Raw genomic sequence first — 18,673 nt, 5'->3', positions numbered from 1 at the left:
ATAAATTATTTCTATTTAAAATAGAAAAAACATAACTATTTCAAATATAGATTTGCTAAAAATCAATTAATAATTTATAATGAAAAAAATAATCTTAAGCGTAGTAACAGCTTCTTTGCTTTTTTCTTGTAGTGGTAAACAAAACCATGGGGAAGAAAAAGAAAAGGGAGGATGTCCTTTTGGTTTTGATAAAGGACACAAAAAAGAACAGTTAACAGAAACTAAGTCAAACAAAGATTGGTGGCCCAATAAGTTAGATTTAGATGTACTTGCACAAAACTCGGAATTATCTAATCCGATGGGAGAAAGTTTTAATTATGCTGATGAATTTAATAAGCTAGATTATGCAGCGTTAAAAGCAGACCTAACTAAGCTAATGACAGATTCTCAAGATTGGTGGCCTGCTGATTATGGACATTACGGACCTTTATTCATTCGTATGGCGTGGCATAGTGCTGGAACATACCGTACCGGAGATGGTAGAGGAGGAACTCGTATGGGAATTCAACGTTTTGCTCCACAAAATAGTTGGCCAGATAATGCTAACTTAGATAAAGCTAGAAGACTACTATGGCCTATAAAACAAAAGTACGGTAAGAAGATTTCTTGGGCAGATTTAATGATTTTAACAGGAAATGTGGCTATAGAGTCTATGGGACTGAAAACTATTGGTTTTGCTGGAGGTAGAGAAGATGTTTGGGTACCACAAGAAGATGTGTATTGGGGATCAGAATCAGGTTGGTTAGAAAGTAGAAGGTTGAATGAGAATGGTGAGCTAGACTTAGAAGTAGAAAACCCTTTGGCAGCAGTACAAATGGGATTGATTTATGTAAACCCTGAAGGCCCAGACGGAAACCCAGATCCAGTAGCATCAGCAAAAAACATACGTATTTCATTTGGTAGAATGGGAATGAATGATGAAGAAACAGTTGCTTTAATAGCAGGTGGACACACTTTTGGAAAAACACACGGAGCAGGATCTGCAGATAATGTAGGGCCTTCACCAGAAGCTGCTGGTATTGAAGAACAAGGATTAGGGTGGAAGAGTAGCTACAAGTCGGGTAAAGGTAAAGATGCCATCACTTCTGGTTTAGAAGTTATTTGGACACCTACACCTACTCGTTGGAGTCATGCTTTTTTAAATACATTGTTTAATAATGAATGGGAGTTAACTAAAAGTCCGGCAGGAGCACATCAATGGGCAGCTAAAGACGTTGGAGAGGTTTTTCCTGATGCTTTTGATAAAAATAAGAGACACAGACCTACGATGTTAACTTCAGATTTAGCTTTAAAGTTTGATCCTGAATACAAGAAAGTTTGTGAAAAATTCTTAGAGGACCCTTTGTCTTTTGATAAAGCTTTTGTGAAAGCTTGGTTTAAATTAACTCACAGAGACATGGGGCCTAAAACTACATACGTAGGGCCAGAAATTCCTGAAGAGGAGTTTATATGGCAAGACCCTATACCTACACGTACTCATAAGTTAATTACAGAAGTAGATATTAACTCATTAAAAAAAGAGATTTTAAATTCAGGTATTCCACATAACCAATTAATAGAAACAGCTTGGGCATCAGCTTCTTCTTTTAGAGGTTCTGATAGAAGGGGAGGAGCAAATGGAGCACGTATTCGCTTAGAACCACAGGTTAATTGGGAGAGCAATAATCCTGCACAATTAAAAAAAGTATTGGCAGTTTATGAGGAACTTCAATCAAAGTTTAACAATGGTTCTAACGACAGAAAGGTTTCTATGGCGGACTTAATTGTTTTAGGAGGTTCAGCAGCTGTAGAAGAAGCGGCAAAAAAAGCAGGATTTTCAATAAAAGTTCCTTTTAATCCAGGTAGAATGGATGCTATACAAGAGCAAACAGATGTAAAATCTTTTGCTGTTTTAGAACCAATGGCGGATGGTTTTAGAAACTATCAAAAAAAGAGATACACGCTTAAGCCAGAAGAATTGTTGGTTGATAAAGCACAGTTATTAACCTTAACAGCTCCTGAAATGACGGTATTGGTTGGTGGTATGAGAGCTTTAAATGCAAATTATAATAACTCAAAAAATGGAGTGTTAACTTATAATCCAGGAGAGTTAACGAATGATTTCTTTGTAAATCTATTAGATATGAATACGTATTGGGAACCTATTTCTGAAGAACAATTAATTTTTGAAGGAAAAGATAGAGTTACTAATAAAGTAAAATGGACAGCGTCTAGAACTGATTTAATTTTTGGTTCTAATTCTGAATTAAGAGCTTTAGCTGAGGTATATGCGAGTGATGATGCTAAAGAAAAGTTTGTAAAAGACTTTATTATTGCTTGGGTTAAGGTAATGAACCTAGATAGGTTTGATTTAAAGTCTTAAATAATATAGAGTAAGTAAGAATATTGAAAACCTATGTCAAGAAAACCTTGGCATAGGTTTCTTTAATTATATCAAATTTTCAATATCTTTTTTAGCTTCTTTAAACTCTTCAGGAGTGTTAATGTTTCTAATAAGGTTATCATCAACTTCAACAATTTCTACATCAGAGTTAATTAACATTTTACGAGGGCAAGAATACCCTTGGGCTAAGTACTGAAGTAGTTTTCCGTAAGCCTTTGGCTCATAAATGGTAATTAATGGTTCAGGAAATTCTTTGTTTTTTCCTTTGATTGCTGTAGCAACTTTACTTGGGTTTCTTTTCTGTAAAAGGAGAGAAATAAGTTCTTTATTTACAAAAGGAACATCGGTTGCTAGTACCAACCAAGCTGTATTTGGGTTCTTTTGAAAAGCAGAACAAATACCCCCAAAAGGTCCTAAGTTTAAAAAGGTGTCGTGAATTTCATTTTCTTTTTCAGAAGGTTTTTGAACAGAAAAGAAAGTGTCTAAAGAGCAGTTTTCTAACAACTCTTTAGCGTATTGTTTTTGAGGTTTTCCAAAATAACTTAATTCTGATTTGTCACTACCCATTCGAGTACTTTTTCCACCAACTAATACTAAACCTTTCACAGGAGCGATATATTCTTCAATCAAATTTTGAATATGCTGTGTAATTTCATCCACTTGGTCAATTGTGTAGCTAGTAATGTTTTTTATATGTGGAAAACGTTCTAGTAAACAATCGAAATAGGTTGAGTTTTCATTCAATAGAATTACAAACTGAATATTTGTTAATTGGTCTAACCTTTTTTTTACAGAAGCTTCTTTTTCGTCATCTAAAATCAAAATTTGTTTCGCCCCTTGGTAATGATTTCCGTTAATGAACACAAAGTCATGATTGTAAAACTGTAAACGTTGTTCGTATTTGTTTACAGGTGATGAAGTGTTTATTTGTAAATTTCCTTCATGATGAAAGGTATATTCAGCTAACGTATTTTGCTCAACATCTTTAGCATGTGATGCGTCAAAATATCCTAAGTTATAGTTTGATAATCTTTTTGAAACGTTATGAACTAAATCAGCGATAACCCCACACTTAGTTCCTAAAATAGCAACTTCGTTAGGCGCAAAATTATCATTATACTTTTTTTCTAGACTTGTATGTTTAGTATGTTTCTTACCCATTTTTAATATCTGATTTTCCACCTGTTTTTTCTACTAACTTTACATCTTTAATTACCATTTTTTGACTGATAGCTTTACACATATCATAAATAGTTAAACAAGTTGCTGAAGCTCCTGTAAGAGCTTCCATTTCTACTCCCGTTTTACCTTCGATGGTTACTTTACAAAAAACCTCCACATGCTCATCGTCTATAATATTGATATCAATGTCCACACCATTGATTAACAAAGGATGGCACATTGGGATGATATCAGAAGTTTTTTTCACAGCTTGAATTCCAGCAATGATAGCAGTTTGAAAAACTGGTCCTTTTTTAGTGATGAGTTCATCGTTTTTAAAATGACATATAATTTCTGAACCTAAAAACATGGTAGCTTTAGCAATGGCTGTACGTTTCGTGATTTTTTTATCAGAAACATTCACCATTTTAGGTTGGTTTTGCTCGTTTATGTGGGAAAATTTAGACATATAAATAGTGATTAATTAAGGAGATGTTGATCTTTAAAAGTATTTACAATGACAGAAATAACTTCTTCGGATAAACTTCCTAATCCAATATCAATTAATTTTCCTTTTAAAACTTCTTTCCAATTCTTTTTATTCAAGACTGTCAATAATTTTTTTAACTCGTTTATTTCATCTGTAATATCATCATAAGTAATTTCTTGAGCTTTTTCTAGTCTAATAAGTTGATTTTTGAAATCATCTAATCTTTTTTCAATCTCAGTCTTTTCTTTTTCTGAAAAAAAACTAACATTTTTTGCGTTATTTATTTCTTCTATGAATTCAATACCTTTTAAACTTAGTCTTAAAAAAATTCCACTTTTAGATTGTATTCCTCTTGCATATCCTTCTTCAATTAAAGACCTCCCAATTTCATATGATACAACTTCACTGACATCTATTGTTTTAAGTATCTCAATAATATTATGATTTTTGCCATCTTCTTTCCTTTTGTAAAGAAAGTTCAATATGTATATTTTCTTCTCTTTAATTTTCATCGATATCTAATTATCGGAAAAACACTTCCTTTTTTAAATGTTACTTCTTCTGTCTTTGGTAGTTCGATAAAACCATCTGCTTCTACTAAACTAGCTAAATCGCCTGAACCATTTCCTTGTATTGGTGTTGCGTATACTTGTCCATTTTCAGAAGTTAATTTTACTTGCATAAAACAGCTTAAGTTAGGTTTAAAATTAATGTTTTCTGCTAAAATTGCTGTTTTTTCTTCAGAATGTAATCCTGCCGATGTTAAATACCAAGGGTAAAAATATACCATACAGTTTACAAAAGTTGAAACTGGATTCCCTGGGAAAGCAAATACGTTGCAGTTATCTGTAACGCCAAACCAAAAAGGTTTACCAGGTCGTTGCGAAACTCTATGAAATAATTTTTGAACGCCTAACTCGTCTAAAACTTCAGGTAGAAAATCAAACTTTCCTTTGCTTACAGCACCGCTAAATAGAAGTACATCGTATTGTTTTAAATACGATTCAATTTTTTCTTTTAAAACTGATTTTTCATCAGTAATATGGGCTGTTTCTGCTGGAATTTTTAAATTGTTCAATAAGGAAACTAACGTATATACATTACTCCTACGAATTTGGTGGTCTAACGGATTTTCATTTACATCAACCAATTCATCACCAGTAGAAACAATCATTACTTTAGGTTGTTTGGCAACTTTTACAGTCGTTTTACCAACAGTAGCCAGCACTCCAATTTCAGCAGCGGAGATTATAGTGTTCTTTTTTATTAGAACAGCACCTTTATTTTTATCGGAACCCTGTGTATGGATGTTCTGCCCTTCTTTAATTTCATCAACAGTAACAGTAGCTATTAGTGTATTAATATCAACATCTTCATAACGAATTACCGTATCGCAGTTATTAGGTAGCACAGCTCCTGTCATTACTTCATAACAGTTGGCTGCATTATCCAGTGTTTTTTGTGGACTTCCAGCAGCTTGGATTCCTTCTATTTTAAAATCGCGAATACCGTGCTCAAAAAAACGATGATTGATAGCAATACCATCCATTGCCACTCGGTTGAATGGAGGGAAATCTCTGTCAGCAACAATATCTTCTTTTAAAACCCTTCCAATAGCTTGTAAAAACGGAATTTCTTCAATTCCAAAATCTTGTGTGTTTTCTAAAATTATATTTTTTGCTTTTGCTACAGTAATCATTAATTAGTTTTAAATTTTTAATGCTTAGTCTTTAGTTTGCTTTATAATTAAATACTGAAACCACTATTACTACATTAACTCATTAAACCATTGTTTCATCAGCCTACCCACCAATTGTACTCATACTTTCGGTTACGTTTCCTTTTCTATTTGCTTCAGCCACAAAACCATTTTCAGGTTTTTCTTTTATCAGTGATAAAAACAAGGCTTTCAAGTCTTCATTGCTTGCACCGTTTCTAATAAAGTCACGTAGGTTAAAAACACCATCATCAAACAAACAGTTCTTAAAAGTTCCAGTTGAGGTAATTCTAATTCGATTACAATCATTACAAATAGTACGGGTGAATGCAGGAATAATTCCTATAGTTCCTTTGTGGTTTTCTATAGAAAAATTTCTAGAAGTAGATGATTTTTTTGAAGGTAGCTTAGTTACAGTAAACTGAGATTGTATTTTATCTAAGATTTTGTTATAGTTCCATACCTCTTCTGCATTTCGTTGTCCTTTTCCATTAAAAGGCATTTCTTCAATAAAACGAACTGCAATATTCTTGTCTTTAGTAAGCTGTACAAAATCGTTAATCTCATCAGTATTAAACCCAGATTGTACGACTACATTCAATTTCAAATTCAACGAACTTTTTTCTAATAACTCAAACGTTTTATATACTTCAGGAAAAACATCTCTACGAGTAATTTTAGCAAACTTTTTAGGATGTAAACTATCAATACTTAAATTAATGTTCTTAACCTTTTTAAGGTTTTCTATTGTTTTGATGTGTTTAGAAATAAGTGCTCCGTTGGTTGTGATATTTATATCATCTAACAAGTCATTATAAGACAACATTTCTAAAAAAGAAACAAAATCTTTTCTTACAAAAGGTTCTCCTCCTGTTAAGCGAACTTTGTTTACACCTAACTCAGTAAGCACTCGAATTATTCGGTACATTTCTTTGTAGGTAAGCAACTCTTTACGAGGTACAATATCAATTCCTTGAGCAGGCATACAATATTGGCAACGTAGGTTACAACGATCTGTTACCGCCAATCTAACATAGTTAATTTGTCTGCCGAAGTTATCGATAAGTCTACTCATAATGTAAAGGTACGGATTAATCAATCAATTTTTCCTGTCATTTGTCGTGGTTTTGTTGAAAGATAATACAGACGTTCTCAAAACCAAAAGTTACACAATTTCCATTTTTTTAAGGAGAAAGGAAGCATTCATGTTTTTGCAAGTTCCAGATTTAATCGTGTAATCAAAAAACAATTCATTATTTACAATTTCAGCATCAAAATAATAATTAAGTATTTGAGGATATTCTTTAGCTAGTTCACATAAACTTACATCGTGAGTAGCTATAATTCCAGTAGATTTTGAACGTGTAAGTTTTTCAACAAATTTTCTAGAACCCGATGCTTTATCTTTACTGTTAGTCCCTTTTAAAATTTCATCAAGAATAATAAAATAGCGATCGGTTTCAATAGTGTCAACAATAAATTTTAACCGTTTTAGTTCCGAATAAAAATAAGACTCATCCTCGGTTAATGAGTCAGATGTTCGCATACTTGTAATTAATTTTATAGGTGTGTATTGATAATTAGTAGCACATACTGGTAGCCCACAATTTGCCATAACTAAGGATAAGGAAACGGTACGCAAAAATGTACTTTTTCCTGCCATATTAGCACCAGTTATAATAAAAAACTGTCCTTTAGAAATCGTAAAATCATTATCAACTCTTTTTGAGGGTTTTAAAAGAGGGTGCCCAAGATTTTGAGCAATAACACCGTTATTTTCTTTCTGAAGAGTGGGAAAAGTAAAAGTAGGATGATTAAAAACGAAGTTAGCAAAAGAGTTATAAGCATCGAAAAAATTTACAACGTTAAACCACGCATCGGTAGTTTCTTTATAGGAAAGAATCCATTTTTCTACTCTTATTGCAAGGGTGATATCCCATAAAAACAAACCATTTCCAATAATAGCAATAACAATATTATTACGTTGATCGAAAGTATTTAAGATTTTAGAAAACTCTTTAAAAATGACGGAAGCTTTTTTTGTTTTGGCAGCAATTTTTTGTTGATTTTCTTTTAGAAGAACAGAATTGAAAGTTTCTTTTTCAATTTGTTCCAGAAGCAAATAATACTGTTTAAAAGTATCTTTAGCTTTACTCGATGAGGTGTAGATATGTTGCGTTTTTTTAATATGGAATGCTGAGATTGTTAAACCTATAAAAAACCAAATTAAAACAACTGAAAAAGGAATCGTATTAAAAACAAATAAGGTTATTAAAATTATTGAAATGGTTGAAAAAAACACAGAAACCCATTTTAAAGAAGAAGCTAGTTTTGATTCATAGCTGATTAACCATTTTGTAATCACTGAGGATTCTTGAGTGGTTGACGAAACTAAAAGTGCTAAAGAAGTAAAATGTTGTCGCCAATGAACCTTTTCAGATAGTTCTTTGAGTGCTTTTTGCTTTTCTTCAATAAAAGTAATTGAATTATTTGTTAATAAGGAAGCTAGTAACTTTTTACCATTGGTTGTTGCAGTTCTATTGATGTATTGAAAAAAAGAACCATTTCCGAACAAATCAATATCATAACTATAATAGTGCGTGGAATTTGTAAATTCTGTTCCTTCAGGAAGTAATTCAAAATGACCATTAAGAACATCAATTTCTAGTTGGTTGTTGTCTTTTTTAAGCTGAATAATGGTACGTTTTTCTTTTATATGTTGATGTTGTATAACTAAAATAGCAAAGAGTAAAACGCCAATAAATCCAATTATAAAAGATATGTAGGTTTGATAGAAGGTTAAATAAAATCCAAAAGAAAAACCTATAAAAACAAATAGCCTGAGTATTCTTATAAAGGTTATTTTACTATTTATTTTAGAAAGTTGAACAGCTAAATCTTTCAGCTCTTTATTATAAAAATCTTGTGGTTGTTGCATTTTTAATTGAAAAGGATAAATGTACAGTATTACAACAAATATCTTTTAATAAAATCGTATTTTCGTTGTATGCCAACATCACTCGAACTTCAAATAAAAACACTACCAAATTCGCCAGGAGTTTATCAATATTTTGATAAAGATGATACGATTATTTATGTTGGAAAAGCGAAGAATTTAAAGAAACGAGTTTCGTCTTATTTTACTAAGAATCACGAGAGTGGTAAAACGCGAGTTTTAGTAAAAAAAATTGTTCGAATAGAGCATGTGGTGGTTGATACAGAAACAGATGCATTATTACTTGAAAATAACCTAATAAAAAAATATAAGCCTCGATATAATGTTTTATTAAAAGATGATAAGACATATCCATGGATTTGTATTAAAAAGGAACGATTTCCACGTATATTTTCTACTAGAAGAGTTGTTAAAGATGGGTCAGAGTACTTTGGGCCTTATACAAATGTGCGAACAGTGCATGCGTTGTTAGACTTAATTAAAGAGTTGTATCCATTAAGAACGTGTAATTATGATTTAAGTCAAGAAAAGATTGATGCTGATAAATACAAAGTTTGTTTAGAATATCACTTAGGAAATTGTAAAGGGCCATGTGAAGGGTATCAAACTGAGGAAGATTATTTAGATGATATAAAAGCTATTAGAAATATTATTAAAGGAAACTTTAAAGAGAGTTTACAGCAGTTTGAAAAAATAATGCTTGACTTTGCAGCTGATATGCGGTTTGAAGAAGCACAAAAAATCAAAGAAAAATTAGCGTCTTTACAGAATTATCAAGCAAAATCAACGATTGTAAACCCGTCTATAAATAATGTAGACGTGTTTTCTATCATTTCTGATGAATCTCATGGGTATGCAAACTTTTTCAAAATAATGAATGGCTCAATTGTGCAATCGTATACCACGGAGATTAAGAAAAAACTAGAAGAAACAGATAAGGAGCTTCTAGAGTTATTTATTGTGGAAACTCGTCAACGCTTTAATTCATTATCAAGAGAAATTTTCGTTCCGTTTAAAGTAAATGTAGGTAAAGATATTAAAGTTACTATACCAAAATTAGGAGACAAAAAACGTATTGTTGAATTGTCTGAACGTAACGCAAAGTTTTACCGTCAAGAACAGTTTAAACAAATAAAAATTGTAGATCCAGACCGTCATGTAAAAAGAATTATGGCGCAAATGCAAAAAGATTTACGATTAGGAAAAGAACCACGCCATATTGAATGTTTCGATAACTCAAATATTCAAGGAACAAATCCAGTTGCTGCATGTGTAGTTTTTAAAGATGGAAAACCAAGTAAAAAAGACTATCGTCATTTTAATATAAAAACAGTAGAAGGTCCTGACGATTTCGCATCGATGGAAGAAGTCGTATACAGAAGATATAAGCGATTATTAGATGAAGAACAACCTTTACCACAGTTAATAGTTATTGATGGAGGTAAAGGGCAATTATCCTCTGCTTTAAAAAGTTTAGACGCTCTAGGATTAAGAGGAAAAATAGCTATTATCGGTATAGCAAAAAGGCTGGAAGAGATTTTTTACCCTGGAGACCCTGTTCCGTTGTACCTTGATAAAAAGTCCGAAACACTTAAAATAATTCAGTATTTACGTAATGAAGCACACCGCTTTGGAATTACTTTCCACAGAAATAAACGAAGTAAAAGCGCAATACAATCAGAATTAGAACAAATCCCGGATATAGGGAAGCAAACCATTACTAATTTATTACGTAAGTTTAAATCAGCTAAAAGAGTTAAAGCAGCTACTTTTGAAGAATTGAAAGAAGTGGTTGGAAATGCTAGGGCTCAAAAAATATTCAAACACTATCAAAAAAAAGAAGAATGAAAAAGTTGCTAATTTTATTATTACTACCAGCATGTATGTTGGCACAAGATCAACCCAAGGTAGGGCTGGTGCTTAGTGGAGGTGGTGCAAAAGGGATTGCGCATATTGGTATATTAAAAGAGCTTGAAAAAGCGGGAGTTCAGGTAGATTATATTGGGGGTACAAGTATGGGAGCCATTGTTGGTGGATTGTATGCTTCAGGGTATACTGCGGATCAAATTGAAGAAGCTGTTCTTAAAACAGATTTTATGAATTTATTACAAGACAAAGTTTCAAGAAGAGAAAAACCTTTTTTCAGTAAAGCACATGGAGAGAAATATGCTATCTCTTTACCTATTAAAAAAGGGAATTTAGGGTTGCCTCTAGGTTTATCAAAAGGACAAAATGTACTTAATTTTTTAACAGAATTGTTAGCTCCTGTTGATGAGGTTACTGATTTTTCAAAACTTCCAATTCCTTTTTATTGTATAGGAACAAATATAGAAACAGGAGAAGAAGAGGTTTTAGAAAGTGGATCGTTACCCCTTGCTTTAAGAGCAAGTGCTGCGTTTCCTTCGTTATTAAATCCAGTGGATATTGATGGGAAGTTATTAGTGGATGGAGGAGTTGTAAACAACTTTCCTGTTGATGTTATGAAAAAGAAAGGTGTAGACATTGTTATTGGTGTTAGTGTACAAGGAGAGCTCTTAAAAAGAGAAGAGTTAGTATCCGTAGCATCACTATTGTTACAGATTATTAATTTTCAGATGTATAAAAAATCTGATGAACAGGTAGAATTATTAGATGTTTATATAAGACCAAATGTAATTGACTATAGTGTGATTTCATTTGATGTAAAGAATGAAATTTTAGCGGAAGGAGAAAAGACAGCAAAAAAATATAGAGTAGTTTTTGATAGTATTGCAAAAACGCAACCTAAAAAAAGGGAGATTTCTAAAATAGCACCTGAAGAAAAAAGATTTTTGGTTGATAGAATTATTATAAAAGGAAATAAAAATTACACAAATAACTACATTTTAGGAAAATTACAGTTACGAGAAGGAGATAGTGTTTCATATAAAGAAGTTTCTAAAAAAATTAACACACTAACAGCGTCAAAAAACTTTAAAAGAATTGATTATCATTTCGAAAAATCCTTTCAAGGGAAAAAATTAGAATTAGCTGTTAAAGAAGAAAATGTACAATCATATTTACGATTAGGGTTGCATTATGATTTACTTTATAAATCTGCTGTATTATTAAATTACAACCATAAAAAAATGCTTTTTCAAAATGACGAGTTTTCTTTTGATGTTGGTGTAGGAGATAAAATTAGATATAACGTTGAGTATTTTATAGATAATGGTCTATTACCAAGTTATGGTTTTAGGACAAGGTATAATGTATTTAATAGTGATTTTATATATGGTTCAGGACTCATAAATGGAAAGTATAGAGATTTTTCTACTTCATTATATCTGCAAACAACATTTGACAAAAAATTTGCAATAGGTATAGGAGCAGAGCATAAAAACATTAATGCAAGCACGCAAAATATTTCAGCAGAAGGTAAAGAGGACTTTTTTGACAATAGTAACTACATAAACACCTTTGCATTTTTAAAGTTAGACACCTACGATAAAGAAATGTTTCCTAAGAAGGGCTTCTATGCAGACATAGGGTTTAAATGGTTCTTATGGTCTGATAGAAATCATAGGTTAGATGAATTAATAGAAAATAGTGAACCTTTTCATCAGTTTTCTCAATTAGGCGGAACGTTAGGGTTTGCAACAACTTTTTATGATAAACTAACATTTCAATATACTTCACAAGCAGGATATACGCTAGGAAAAAAATCATTTGAAATATTTGATTACCATTTAGGAGGATATAACCAAAACTATATTAATAACTTTATTCCAATGTATGGTTATGATACAGGTGGGTTAAATAATCAGTCTTATTTAAGATCAGAATTTAATGTACGTTATGAAGTGTATAAAAAGCATTATGCAATGTTTATAGCTAACTACGCACGTGTAGAAGAAGATGTATTTGATAACGGAGATTTGTTTAAAAACACTAAGTCGGGCTATGCTGTTGGATATAGTGTAGAAACGTTTTTAGGACCTATAGAATTAAAATACACATGGTCTCCAGATCATTCAGATCATTATTGGTTATTTAACTTAGGTTTTTGGTTTTAGAGATAAAAAAATCCCGTATCAAACGATACGGGATTTTTATTTCATAATAAGATTGCCTTACTTACTTTTTTTATTCTTTTTTAAATAGAACTTATATTGTAAGTACTGGTAAGCATCTCTAGGTAATATTTTAATCCACTTTTTGTGTTGAACAAACCATTTAAAACGGATTGAGTTAACGCCTTTTGTTAAATAAGCAGCTATAAACGGATGCACATTTAATGTGATTTCTTTATACTTTTTACCGCTATTTAATATACGTTCTAATTCGGCTTCTATTTTGTCTAAAAGAACAATAGGAGCTTCAACCTCTCCATTTTTATTTGGGTTTGGTTCACGTGTTTTTATCTCTAATTCAGGTCGTACACGTTGTCTTGTAATTTGCACTAAACCAAACTTACTTGGAGGTAAAATTTTATGTTTAGTACGATCTAAAGACATTGCATCTTTTAAATGTTGATATAATTTCTGTCTATTTTCAGCAGATTTCATATCGATAAAGTCAACTACTATAATACCGCCCATATCTCTTAACTGTAACTGACGAGCTATTTCACTGGCTGCAATTAAATTGACTTCTAAAGCAGTTTCTTCTTGGTTTAAGGACTTGTTAGAACGGTTACCACTATTTACATCTATAACATGTAAAGCTTCGGTGTGTTCAATAACTAAATAAGCCCCTTTGCTCATTGAAACTGTTTTACCAAACGATGTTTTTATTTGTCGTTCAATACCGTATTTTTCAAAAATAGGCACATCAGAACGATGATGTCTTACAATATTTTCCTTTTCAGGATATATTTCTTGTAAGTATTCTTTAATTTCAACCTTAAGGGTTTCATCGTTGGTTACTATACTTGTAAAAGAATCGTTCATAACATCTCTTAAGATAGAAGATGCTCTGTTTAACTCACTTAATATTTTTGTTGGGGTATTGTTATTAGCTATGCGTTTACACATAGTTTTCCAACGGTCAAGTGAGTTTTGTAAATCTTTGTCAAGTTCTGCTACCTTTTTACCTTCGGCAACAGTACGTAAAATAAGTCCAAACCCTTTTGGTCTGATACTTTTTGCTAATTTTTTTAAACGCTCCTTTTCTTTCGGATCTGCTATTTTTTGCGATACCGATATACGGTTAGAAAAAGGAACTAAAACTAAAAATCTACCTGCAATAGAAAGTTCCGAACTAATACGCGGACCTTTGGTAGAAATGGGTTCTTTTACAATTTGTACTAATAAATTTTGACCTGATTTTAGTACATCATTAATACTTCCGTCTTTGTTGATATCTTCTTCAAAGCGAAAGTTTTTTAAAGTGAATTCTTTGTAATTACCTGTGCTTACTTTCTTAATGAATTTGTTTAAAGATTGTACTTGTGGGCCTAAATCGTGGTAGTGTAAAAAACCATCTTTAGGATATCCAACATTTACAAAAGCGGCATTTAAACCAGTCATTACTTTTCCAATTTTGGCAAGAAAAATATCCCCAACTGAAAAATTATTGTCGCTTGTTTCTTTGTTTAACTCAATAAGTTTACCATCTCTTAGTAAGGCGAAATCAATATCAGAAGAATTGGAACGAATTATTAATTCTGTTTTCATTCTGAATATGGTTTTGTGCCGACGTAAAATTTACGAAGACGGATTAAAATTTGTAAACAGGTATATGTTTATACCATTTTTAAGGTGTTAAAACCTTAATGTCAATGAACGTAACTTATAAAAGCAACGAAAAAGTAAGCTATTGCTTACTTTTTCTTATGACGATTTGCTCTTGCTCTTTTCTTTCTTTTGTGTGTAGAGATCTTAGCTCTCTTTCTTTTTTTACCACTTGGCATAGTTAAAATGTTTTGTAAAACCTTAAAGGTAAAGGTTTTGGGTTAATACTTTTTTAATTACTTTACAGCTACTTTTGTTTTTACCCCTTCAGTAAATACTTTAGAAGGCTTAAAAGCAGGTATGTTGTGCGCAGGAATCTTGATAGTTGTATTCTTAGAAATGTTTCTACCTGTTTTTTCCGCTCTAGTTTTAATAATGAAGCTACCAAAACCTCTTAAATATACATTATCACCATTCTCTAATGCATCTTTTACTTCTTCCATAAATGCTTCAACAGTGGCTAAAACATCTGCTTTTTCAATCCCGCTCTTATCTGAAATCTTAGATACGATATCTGCTTTTGTCATTATAAATATATTTTGTTTGTTTTCTTTTAAAAATTGAGGGTGCAAATATATGATAATTAATTCATTCCGGAAAAAATAAGAATAAAAAACCCAAAAAACAATTGTTTTTTGGGTAAGCTTAATGAAAACAAGGTTTTATTTAATCATTGTAAATACAAAGTCAGGGTCACCATCACTTGTTAAAATGGCGGTATCAGGGTTTATTAATTGTACTTTATAAGGAGATTTATTAACTAATAAATCAACTAGTGGATTTAAATGTGGTAATAAACTCCAGTTTCTACCAGGAGCTAATTTACCTATTGCTAATAAATCTTCGTTACCTAAAACACCAGAGAATGACATACCGTGTACACCAGAAGTAGAACCTATTAAAAAAGTAATTTCGTCGCCTCCAAGAAGGTATATATCATTCAAAGGAAATGGAGGAAATAATGAGTCATGAATAGGTTTTACTGTATTAAAAGTATCAATAAATTCTTGATTACTAAATGCAGGTCTAGCAGCTGTAGTCCAAGTAACAGTCATGTCGATAGGACTAGAAACTAAAGATATTGAAAAATTACCGTCAATAGAGGTGTATTTATTTTCTGTTTTGTTTAGTATAAATTCAGAATATTTGGTCCCGTTAACGCCAATCGCTGGTGAAATTTCAATACCATTAGATGTGAAGCCAACTCCAAAATTTAAAGAAGAATTTCCTTCAAGACTTGTAGCAAACCTTACCTCTCCATTCCCATTGTAAGAGAAATTGTGAACAACTCCGTCATTTTCATAGGCTAAGTGTCCAGAAGAGTTGTTGAGAAAGTCTTTCATGTCTTGATACTTTTGAAAGTCTGTCCAGTCTTCCGCGGTAGCTTTTTTAAATCTTACTTCAACAAAATCTCTAGAGGTTTTAAAGATAATTTCATCGTTTTCTACGCCATAGTACATGAAATTAAAATCACCTTTATAACCACTACCACCAAAATTTGGTAGCGGAGCTGAGTTACCAGAATCAGATAATTCATGAAGTTCACTTTTTGTTGTGAAAATTAAAGTTGTTGTAGTGTTTAAGCCTATTATATATTCACTTTCAACAGGTGAGATATTGTTATTAAAGTTACCTATTGTTTCAACTCTAGATTCATCTAGAAAATTAAATAAAAAAGTGTATCCTCCTAGGTTATTATTATCAGTAAAGTATACTGTTTTCCATCCATGTTCTGAAGAAAGAAGTAAGTCTCTTAATTCTTTCTCTCTCTGCTTCATACGTTCAGTTGGCGATTGATTAAATAACTCTTCTTCTTTGTTTTCATTACAAGATGTAATAAAAAAAGATAGAGTAAATAAAGCCAAAAGTACACGTATTTTAGTTATATGTTTTTTTATCATTTTAATTATTTAGTGAATTCATCAACATTTTTTGCTACCAATTCTTGTAATTCATACAAATCAATATTAAAGTTATCTTTATAGTATTTAACTACAATAGCTTCTTTTTTTCTGATATCTTCTTTTGCTTTTGTGCTTGTAATACCATTTACTAAGGCATCATAATCTGCTTTGTTTGAAGACAGCATAGCATTTATCATTTCAGCAAAATCTTCATGTTCGTTTGCTCTCGCATAGGCAGAAATAAATCCTAATTCTCTAGCCTCAGTATCAGATATCTCGAACCATTGCCCTGTGTAATCAGACGGGGTAATGTTTCTGTAAGCTATTTCATCAAAAGGTATTCTTTGGTTTAAAATATGTATATATTCATGTTGAATTGTTCCAATGAATTGTATTAATTGATTTTTGTTTTTATAATCTTGGTTATCCACTTCAAAAAACACTATTCTCATTCCGCTTTCAGCTAAACCTAAAACAGAAGTTGCTCCACCAGGATTTATGTTTTTTCCTCCTACTAGGAGAATTTCTCTTGGAGCTATGTTTTTTATAAAGTTTTCACCTCCTAATTGTGTGTAAGGCTCAACCCATACGGCTTTAATAGCTTCCATTGCAGGTCTAACATTTTCTATTTTTGGAGGGTGTAAATACCTATTTAAATCAACTTTTCCAGGACCCCACTTGTAAGAAACTTCTATGTTGTATGGTGTAGTATAGTTATCTCTCAACCATTCATCTGTTTCGTTTAGTACGGGTGTAGAAAGATCAATATTACTTGGACCTAAGTCGTCCTCTTTTGTTACGCATGATGTGCAAATTAATCCCAACATGCCAATACCTAATAATAATTTATTTATTTTTTTCATACTGTTTGTTTTATCTTGGATTTTGCTGTAAACCTCCACTTTGAGCTGTTAAAGGTATTTGTAGTTGTTTTCTTAGATCTTGCTTTTCTAGTACAATATCAGAGCCATCATCTAACTCGTGTGTAATACTTAAGTTAAAGCGTCTAACATCAAACCAACGGAAGCCTTCATGGTAAAACTGTCTTCTTTTAAATTCAGCGATAGTTTTAATATATAATGTTTGCCTATCATTTAGTGAATAGCTCGGAGTGTATTCGTTAGGTATTACAGGGTATACTTGTTGAAGTTTTGTATCTGTTAGTATATCGCTATTTGGGTCGTAACCTTGTGTTTTATTCGCTATATATGCATTTAGATAGATTAAAGCATCATTATAGTTTTCTAGCATAGCAGACGCTTCTGCTCTATTTAGTATTACTTCATCTTTATCAAACATTGTTTGTGCTAAAAAAGGTAAACCTATACCAGCACTTTCATTTGTATACTTAAAATATTCATTATACTTAGGGGTAAAATAGGTGTATTGGTTACCTCTGTATAAATCGTAAGCCCAGTTTTTACTTAAAGGATTAGAGGCTCCTGTAAACAATAAAGGTCTTATTTTATCTACTGATAACCCAAATCGTGAAGACCTGTGTTTTCTAGCCCATATAGAGTTTGTAGAAATAATTAATAAATTGGCAGGCTCGTCAACACTATTGTATAGCATTCTTATTCCTGTTAAATTCATATTTCCATAAGCAACCATATTTCTAGCTTCAGAAGCAGGGTTGGTAACTACTTTATCCGCATGCTCAATTACTTTATCCCATTGACCTTTGTATAAATAAAATCTAGCAGCAAAGGCATTAGCAGCATCTTTAGTGAAATGAAACTTAGGAGAGTTATAATTATCACCAACCATTGAAAGTCCTTTAATTAAATCTTTCTCAATAAGATCGTATACTTCTTGAACTGTATTTCTTTTGTAGGTTTTAAAAAGAACAGTTTCAGGTTCTAATACGTAAGGAATTCCTAGGTCGGTAGAAGCTGTATTAGCATCATAGTGTTTTGCCCAAAAATTAACTAACATAAAATGAGCATATGCTCTAGCAATTAAAGCTTCACCTTTTTGAGCATTTAAGTCAAACTTATTTTTTAATTCTTCAATAGAAGCTAATGCTTGGTTTGCTTGTGAAATTGCTTCATAACAAGAATTCCAATAGTTAACAGGAGAGCCTCTTTCTTCTAAATTAGAGTCTTGCCATTGATATAGTTGTAAATCTAATTGTTCAACATTTGAAACATTACCTTTATCATCAGCATTGTCAGACATTATTTCTGCCATTAGTGCATAATCTTGATCTGGATATGCTGCTGTAATTAATTGAGAAACTTTATCAGGAGAATCAATTAATGTTCTGTTATCTGGTAATTCAGATAAGTATTCACTACATCCTACAAAAGTAAAGGCTAATGTAGCATATAGTATAACTTTGTTTATTTTATTTTTAATCATACTATTAT

14 protein-coding genes are annotated in these 18,673 nt (G+C 31.7%); 3 read left to right on the top strand and 11 right to left on the bottom strand.

Annotation, left to right across the window (positions count from 1 at the left end; translation table 11 throughout):
* Positions 1-79 precede the first annotated feature (79 nt).
* Positions 80-2,362, top strand: a complete 2,283-nt coding sequence (gene katG / locus C8N27_RS04370) for a catalase/peroxidase HPI (protein ID WP_121146425.1) — start codon at positions 80-82, stop codon at positions 2,360-2,362.
* 66 nt (positions 2,363-2,428) lie between these two features.
* Here katG and C8N27_RS04365 read toward each other — a convergent pair whose 3' ends face one another.
* The 6 genes from C8N27_RS04365 to C8N27_RS04340 all read right to left on the bottom strand — a co-directional run bounded on the left by C8N27_RS04365 (position 2,429) and on the right by C8N27_RS04340 (position 8,689).
* Positions 2,429-3,544 (bottom strand): NTP transferase domain-containing protein, encoded by a 1,116-nt coding sequence (locus C8N27_RS04365; protein WP_121146424.1) that lies wholly within the window; start codon positions 3,542-3,544, stop codon positions 2,429-2,431.
* On the bottom strand, positions 3,537-4,013 hold the full coding sequence (gene moaC / locus C8N27_RS04360; protein ID WP_121146423.1) for a cyclic pyranopterin monophosphate synthase MoaC: 477 nt from the start codon (positions 4,011-4,013) through the stop codon (positions 3,537-3,539). Before moaC ends, C8N27_RS04365 begins: the two co-directional genes overlap by 8 nt.
* Positions 4,014-4,024: 11 nt before the next feature.
* Positions 4,025-4,546, bottom strand: a complete 522-nt coding sequence (locus C8N27_RS04355; protein WP_121146422.1) for a hypothetical protein — start codon at positions 4,544-4,546, stop codon at positions 4,025-4,027.
* The gene (locus tag C8N27_RS04350; protein ID WP_121146421.1) at positions 4,543-5,733 is read right to left on the bottom strand and encodes a molybdopterin molybdotransferase MoeA; all 1,191 of its coding nucleotides are present in this window, start codon (positions 5,731-5,733) and stop codon (positions 4,543-4,545) included. Before C8N27_RS04350 ends, C8N27_RS04355 begins: the two co-directional genes overlap by 4 nt.
* 103 nt (positions 5,734-5,836) lie before the next feature.
* On the bottom strand, positions 5,837-6,826 hold the full coding sequence (gene moaA, locus C8N27_RS04345; protein ID WP_121146420.1) for a GTP 3',8-cyclase MoaA: 990 nt from the start codon (positions 6,824-6,826) through the stop codon (positions 5,837-5,839).
* 90 nt (positions 6,827-6,916) lie between these two features.
* Positions 6,917-8,689: a MutS-related protein gene (locus C8N27_RS04340; RefSeq protein WP_121146419.1), complete on the bottom strand. Its 1,773-nt coding sequence runs from the start codon at positions 8,687-8,689 to the stop codon at positions 6,917-6,919.
* A 69-nt stretch (positions 8,690-8,758) separates the two neighbouring features.
* Here C8N27_RS04340 and uvrC point away from each other — a divergent pair, with 69 nt between their 5' ends.
* Together uvrC and C8N27_RS04330 are read left to right on the top strand one after the other, a co-directional pair.
* A complete protein-coding gene (uvrC, locus tag C8N27_RS04335; protein ID WP_121146418.1) occupies positions 8,759-10,555 on the top strand; it encodes an excinuclease ABC subunit UvrC in 1,797 nt (598 codons plus the stop codon).
* On the top strand, positions 10,552-12,741 hold the full coding sequence (locus C8N27_RS04330) for a patatin-like phospholipase family protein (protein WP_121146417.1): 2,190 nt from the start codon (positions 10,552-10,554) through the stop codon (positions 12,739-12,741). Before uvrC ends, C8N27_RS04330 begins: the two co-directional genes overlap by 4 nt.
* Positions 12,742-12,798: 57 nt before the next feature.
* Here C8N27_RS04330 and C8N27_RS04325 read toward each other — a convergent pair whose 3' ends face one another.
* The 5 genes from C8N27_RS04325 to C8N27_RS04305 form a co-directional block, all read right to left on the bottom strand.
* Positions 12,799-14,343, bottom strand: a complete 1,545-nt coding sequence (locus C8N27_RS04325) for an Rne/Rng family ribonuclease (RefSeq protein WP_099214862.1) — start codon at positions 14,341-14,343, stop codon at positions 12,799-12,801.
* A gap of 293 nt (positions 14,344-14,636) precedes the next feature.
* Positions 14,637-14,927, bottom strand: a complete 291-nt coding sequence (locus tag C8N27_RS04320; RefSeq protein ID WP_047787990.1) for an HU family DNA-binding protein — start codon at positions 14,925-14,927, stop codon at positions 14,637-14,639.
* Between the two features lie 135 nt (positions 14,928-15,062).
* Positions 15,063-16,301 carry a DUF4302 domain-containing protein gene (locus tag C8N27_RS04315; protein ID WP_121146416.1) on the bottom strand — a complete coding sequence of 413 codons (1,239 nt, stop codon included), beginning with the start codon at positions 16,299-16,301 and terminating at the stop codon, positions 15,063-15,065.
* Between the two features lie 5 nt (positions 16,302-16,306).
* Positions 16,307-17,167, bottom strand: a complete 861-nt coding sequence (locus C8N27_RS04310; RefSeq protein ID WP_244174713.1) for a substrate import-associated zinc metallohydrolase lipoprotein — start codon at positions 17,165-17,167, stop codon at positions 16,307-16,309.
* A 10-nt stretch (positions 17,168-17,177) separates the two neighbouring features.
* Positions 17,178-18,665: a RagB/SusD family nutrient uptake outer membrane protein gene (locus C8N27_RS04305; protein WP_121146415.1), complete on the bottom strand. Its 1,488-nt coding sequence runs from the start codon at positions 18,663-18,665 to the stop codon at positions 17,178-17,180.
* Between the last annotated feature and the right edge of the window lie 8 nt (positions 18,666-18,673).

Source organism: Tenacibaculum discolor, assembly GCF_003664185.1.
Classification (GTDB): Bacteria; Bacteroidota; Bacteroidia; order Flavobacteriales; family Flavobacteriaceae; genus Polaribacter; species Polaribacter discolor.
The sequence above is the reverse complement of the archived record's forward strand: the minus strand, read 5'-3'. Positions and strand labels throughout refer to the sequence as shown.

What these genes read in the sequence shown, in the direction of transcription:
- katG (WP_121146425.1), top strand. Translation starts at nt 80, where the DNA reads ATGAAAAAAATAATCTTAAGCGTAGTAACAGCTTCTTTGCTTTTTTCT.
- C8N27_RS04365 (WP_121146424.1), bottom strand. Translation starts at nt 3,544, where the DNA reads ATGGGTAAGAAACATACTAAACATACAAGTCTAGAAAAAAAGTATAAT.
- moaC (WP_121146423.1), bottom strand. Translation starts at nt 4,013, where the DNA reads ATGTCTAAATTTTCCCACATAAACGAGCAAAACCAACCTAAAATGGTG.
- C8N27_RS04355 (WP_121146422.1), bottom strand. Translation starts at nt 4,546, where the DNA reads ATGAAAATTAAAGAGAAGAAAATATACATATTGAACTTTCTTTACAAA.
- C8N27_RS04350 (WP_121146421.1), bottom strand. Translation starts at nt 5,733, where the DNA reads ATGATTACTGTAGCAAAAGCAAAAAATATAATTTTAGAAAACACACAA.
- moaA (WP_121146420.1), bottom strand. Translation starts at nt 6,826, where the DNA reads ATGAGTAGACTTATCGATAACTTCGGCAGACAAATTAACTATGTTAGA.
- C8N27_RS04340 (WP_121146419.1), bottom strand. Translation starts at nt 8,689, where the DNA reads ATGCAACAACCACAAGATTTTTATAATAAAGAGCTGAAAGATTTAGCT.
- uvrC (WP_121146418.1), top strand. Translation starts at nt 8,759, where the DNA reads ATGCCAACATCACTCGAACTTCAAATAAAAACACTACCAAATTCGCCA.
- C8N27_RS04330 (WP_121146417.1), top strand. Translation starts at nt 10,552, where the DNA reads ATGAAAAAGTTGCTAATTTTATTATTACTACCAGCATGTATGTTGGCA.
- C8N27_RS04325 (WP_099214862.1), bottom strand. Translation starts at nt 14,343, where the DNA reads ATGAAAACAGAATTAATAATTCGTTCCAATTCTTCTGATATTGATTTC.
- C8N27_RS04320 (WP_047787990.1), bottom strand. Translation starts at nt 14,927, where the DNA reads ATGACAAAAGCAGATATCGTATCTAAGATTTCAGATAAGAGCGGGATT.
- C8N27_RS04315 (WP_121146416.1), bottom strand. Translation starts at nt 16,301, where the DNA reads ATGATAAAAAAACATATAACTAAAATACGTGTACTTTTGGCTTTATTT.
- C8N27_RS04310 (WP_244174713.1), bottom strand. Translation starts at nt 17,167, where the DNA reads ATGAAAAAAATAAATAAATTATTATTAGGTATTGGCATGTTGGGATTA.
- C8N27_RS04305 (WP_121146415.1), bottom strand. Translation starts at nt 18,665, where the DNA reads ATGATTAAAAATAAAATAAACAAAGTTATACTATATGCTACATTAGCC.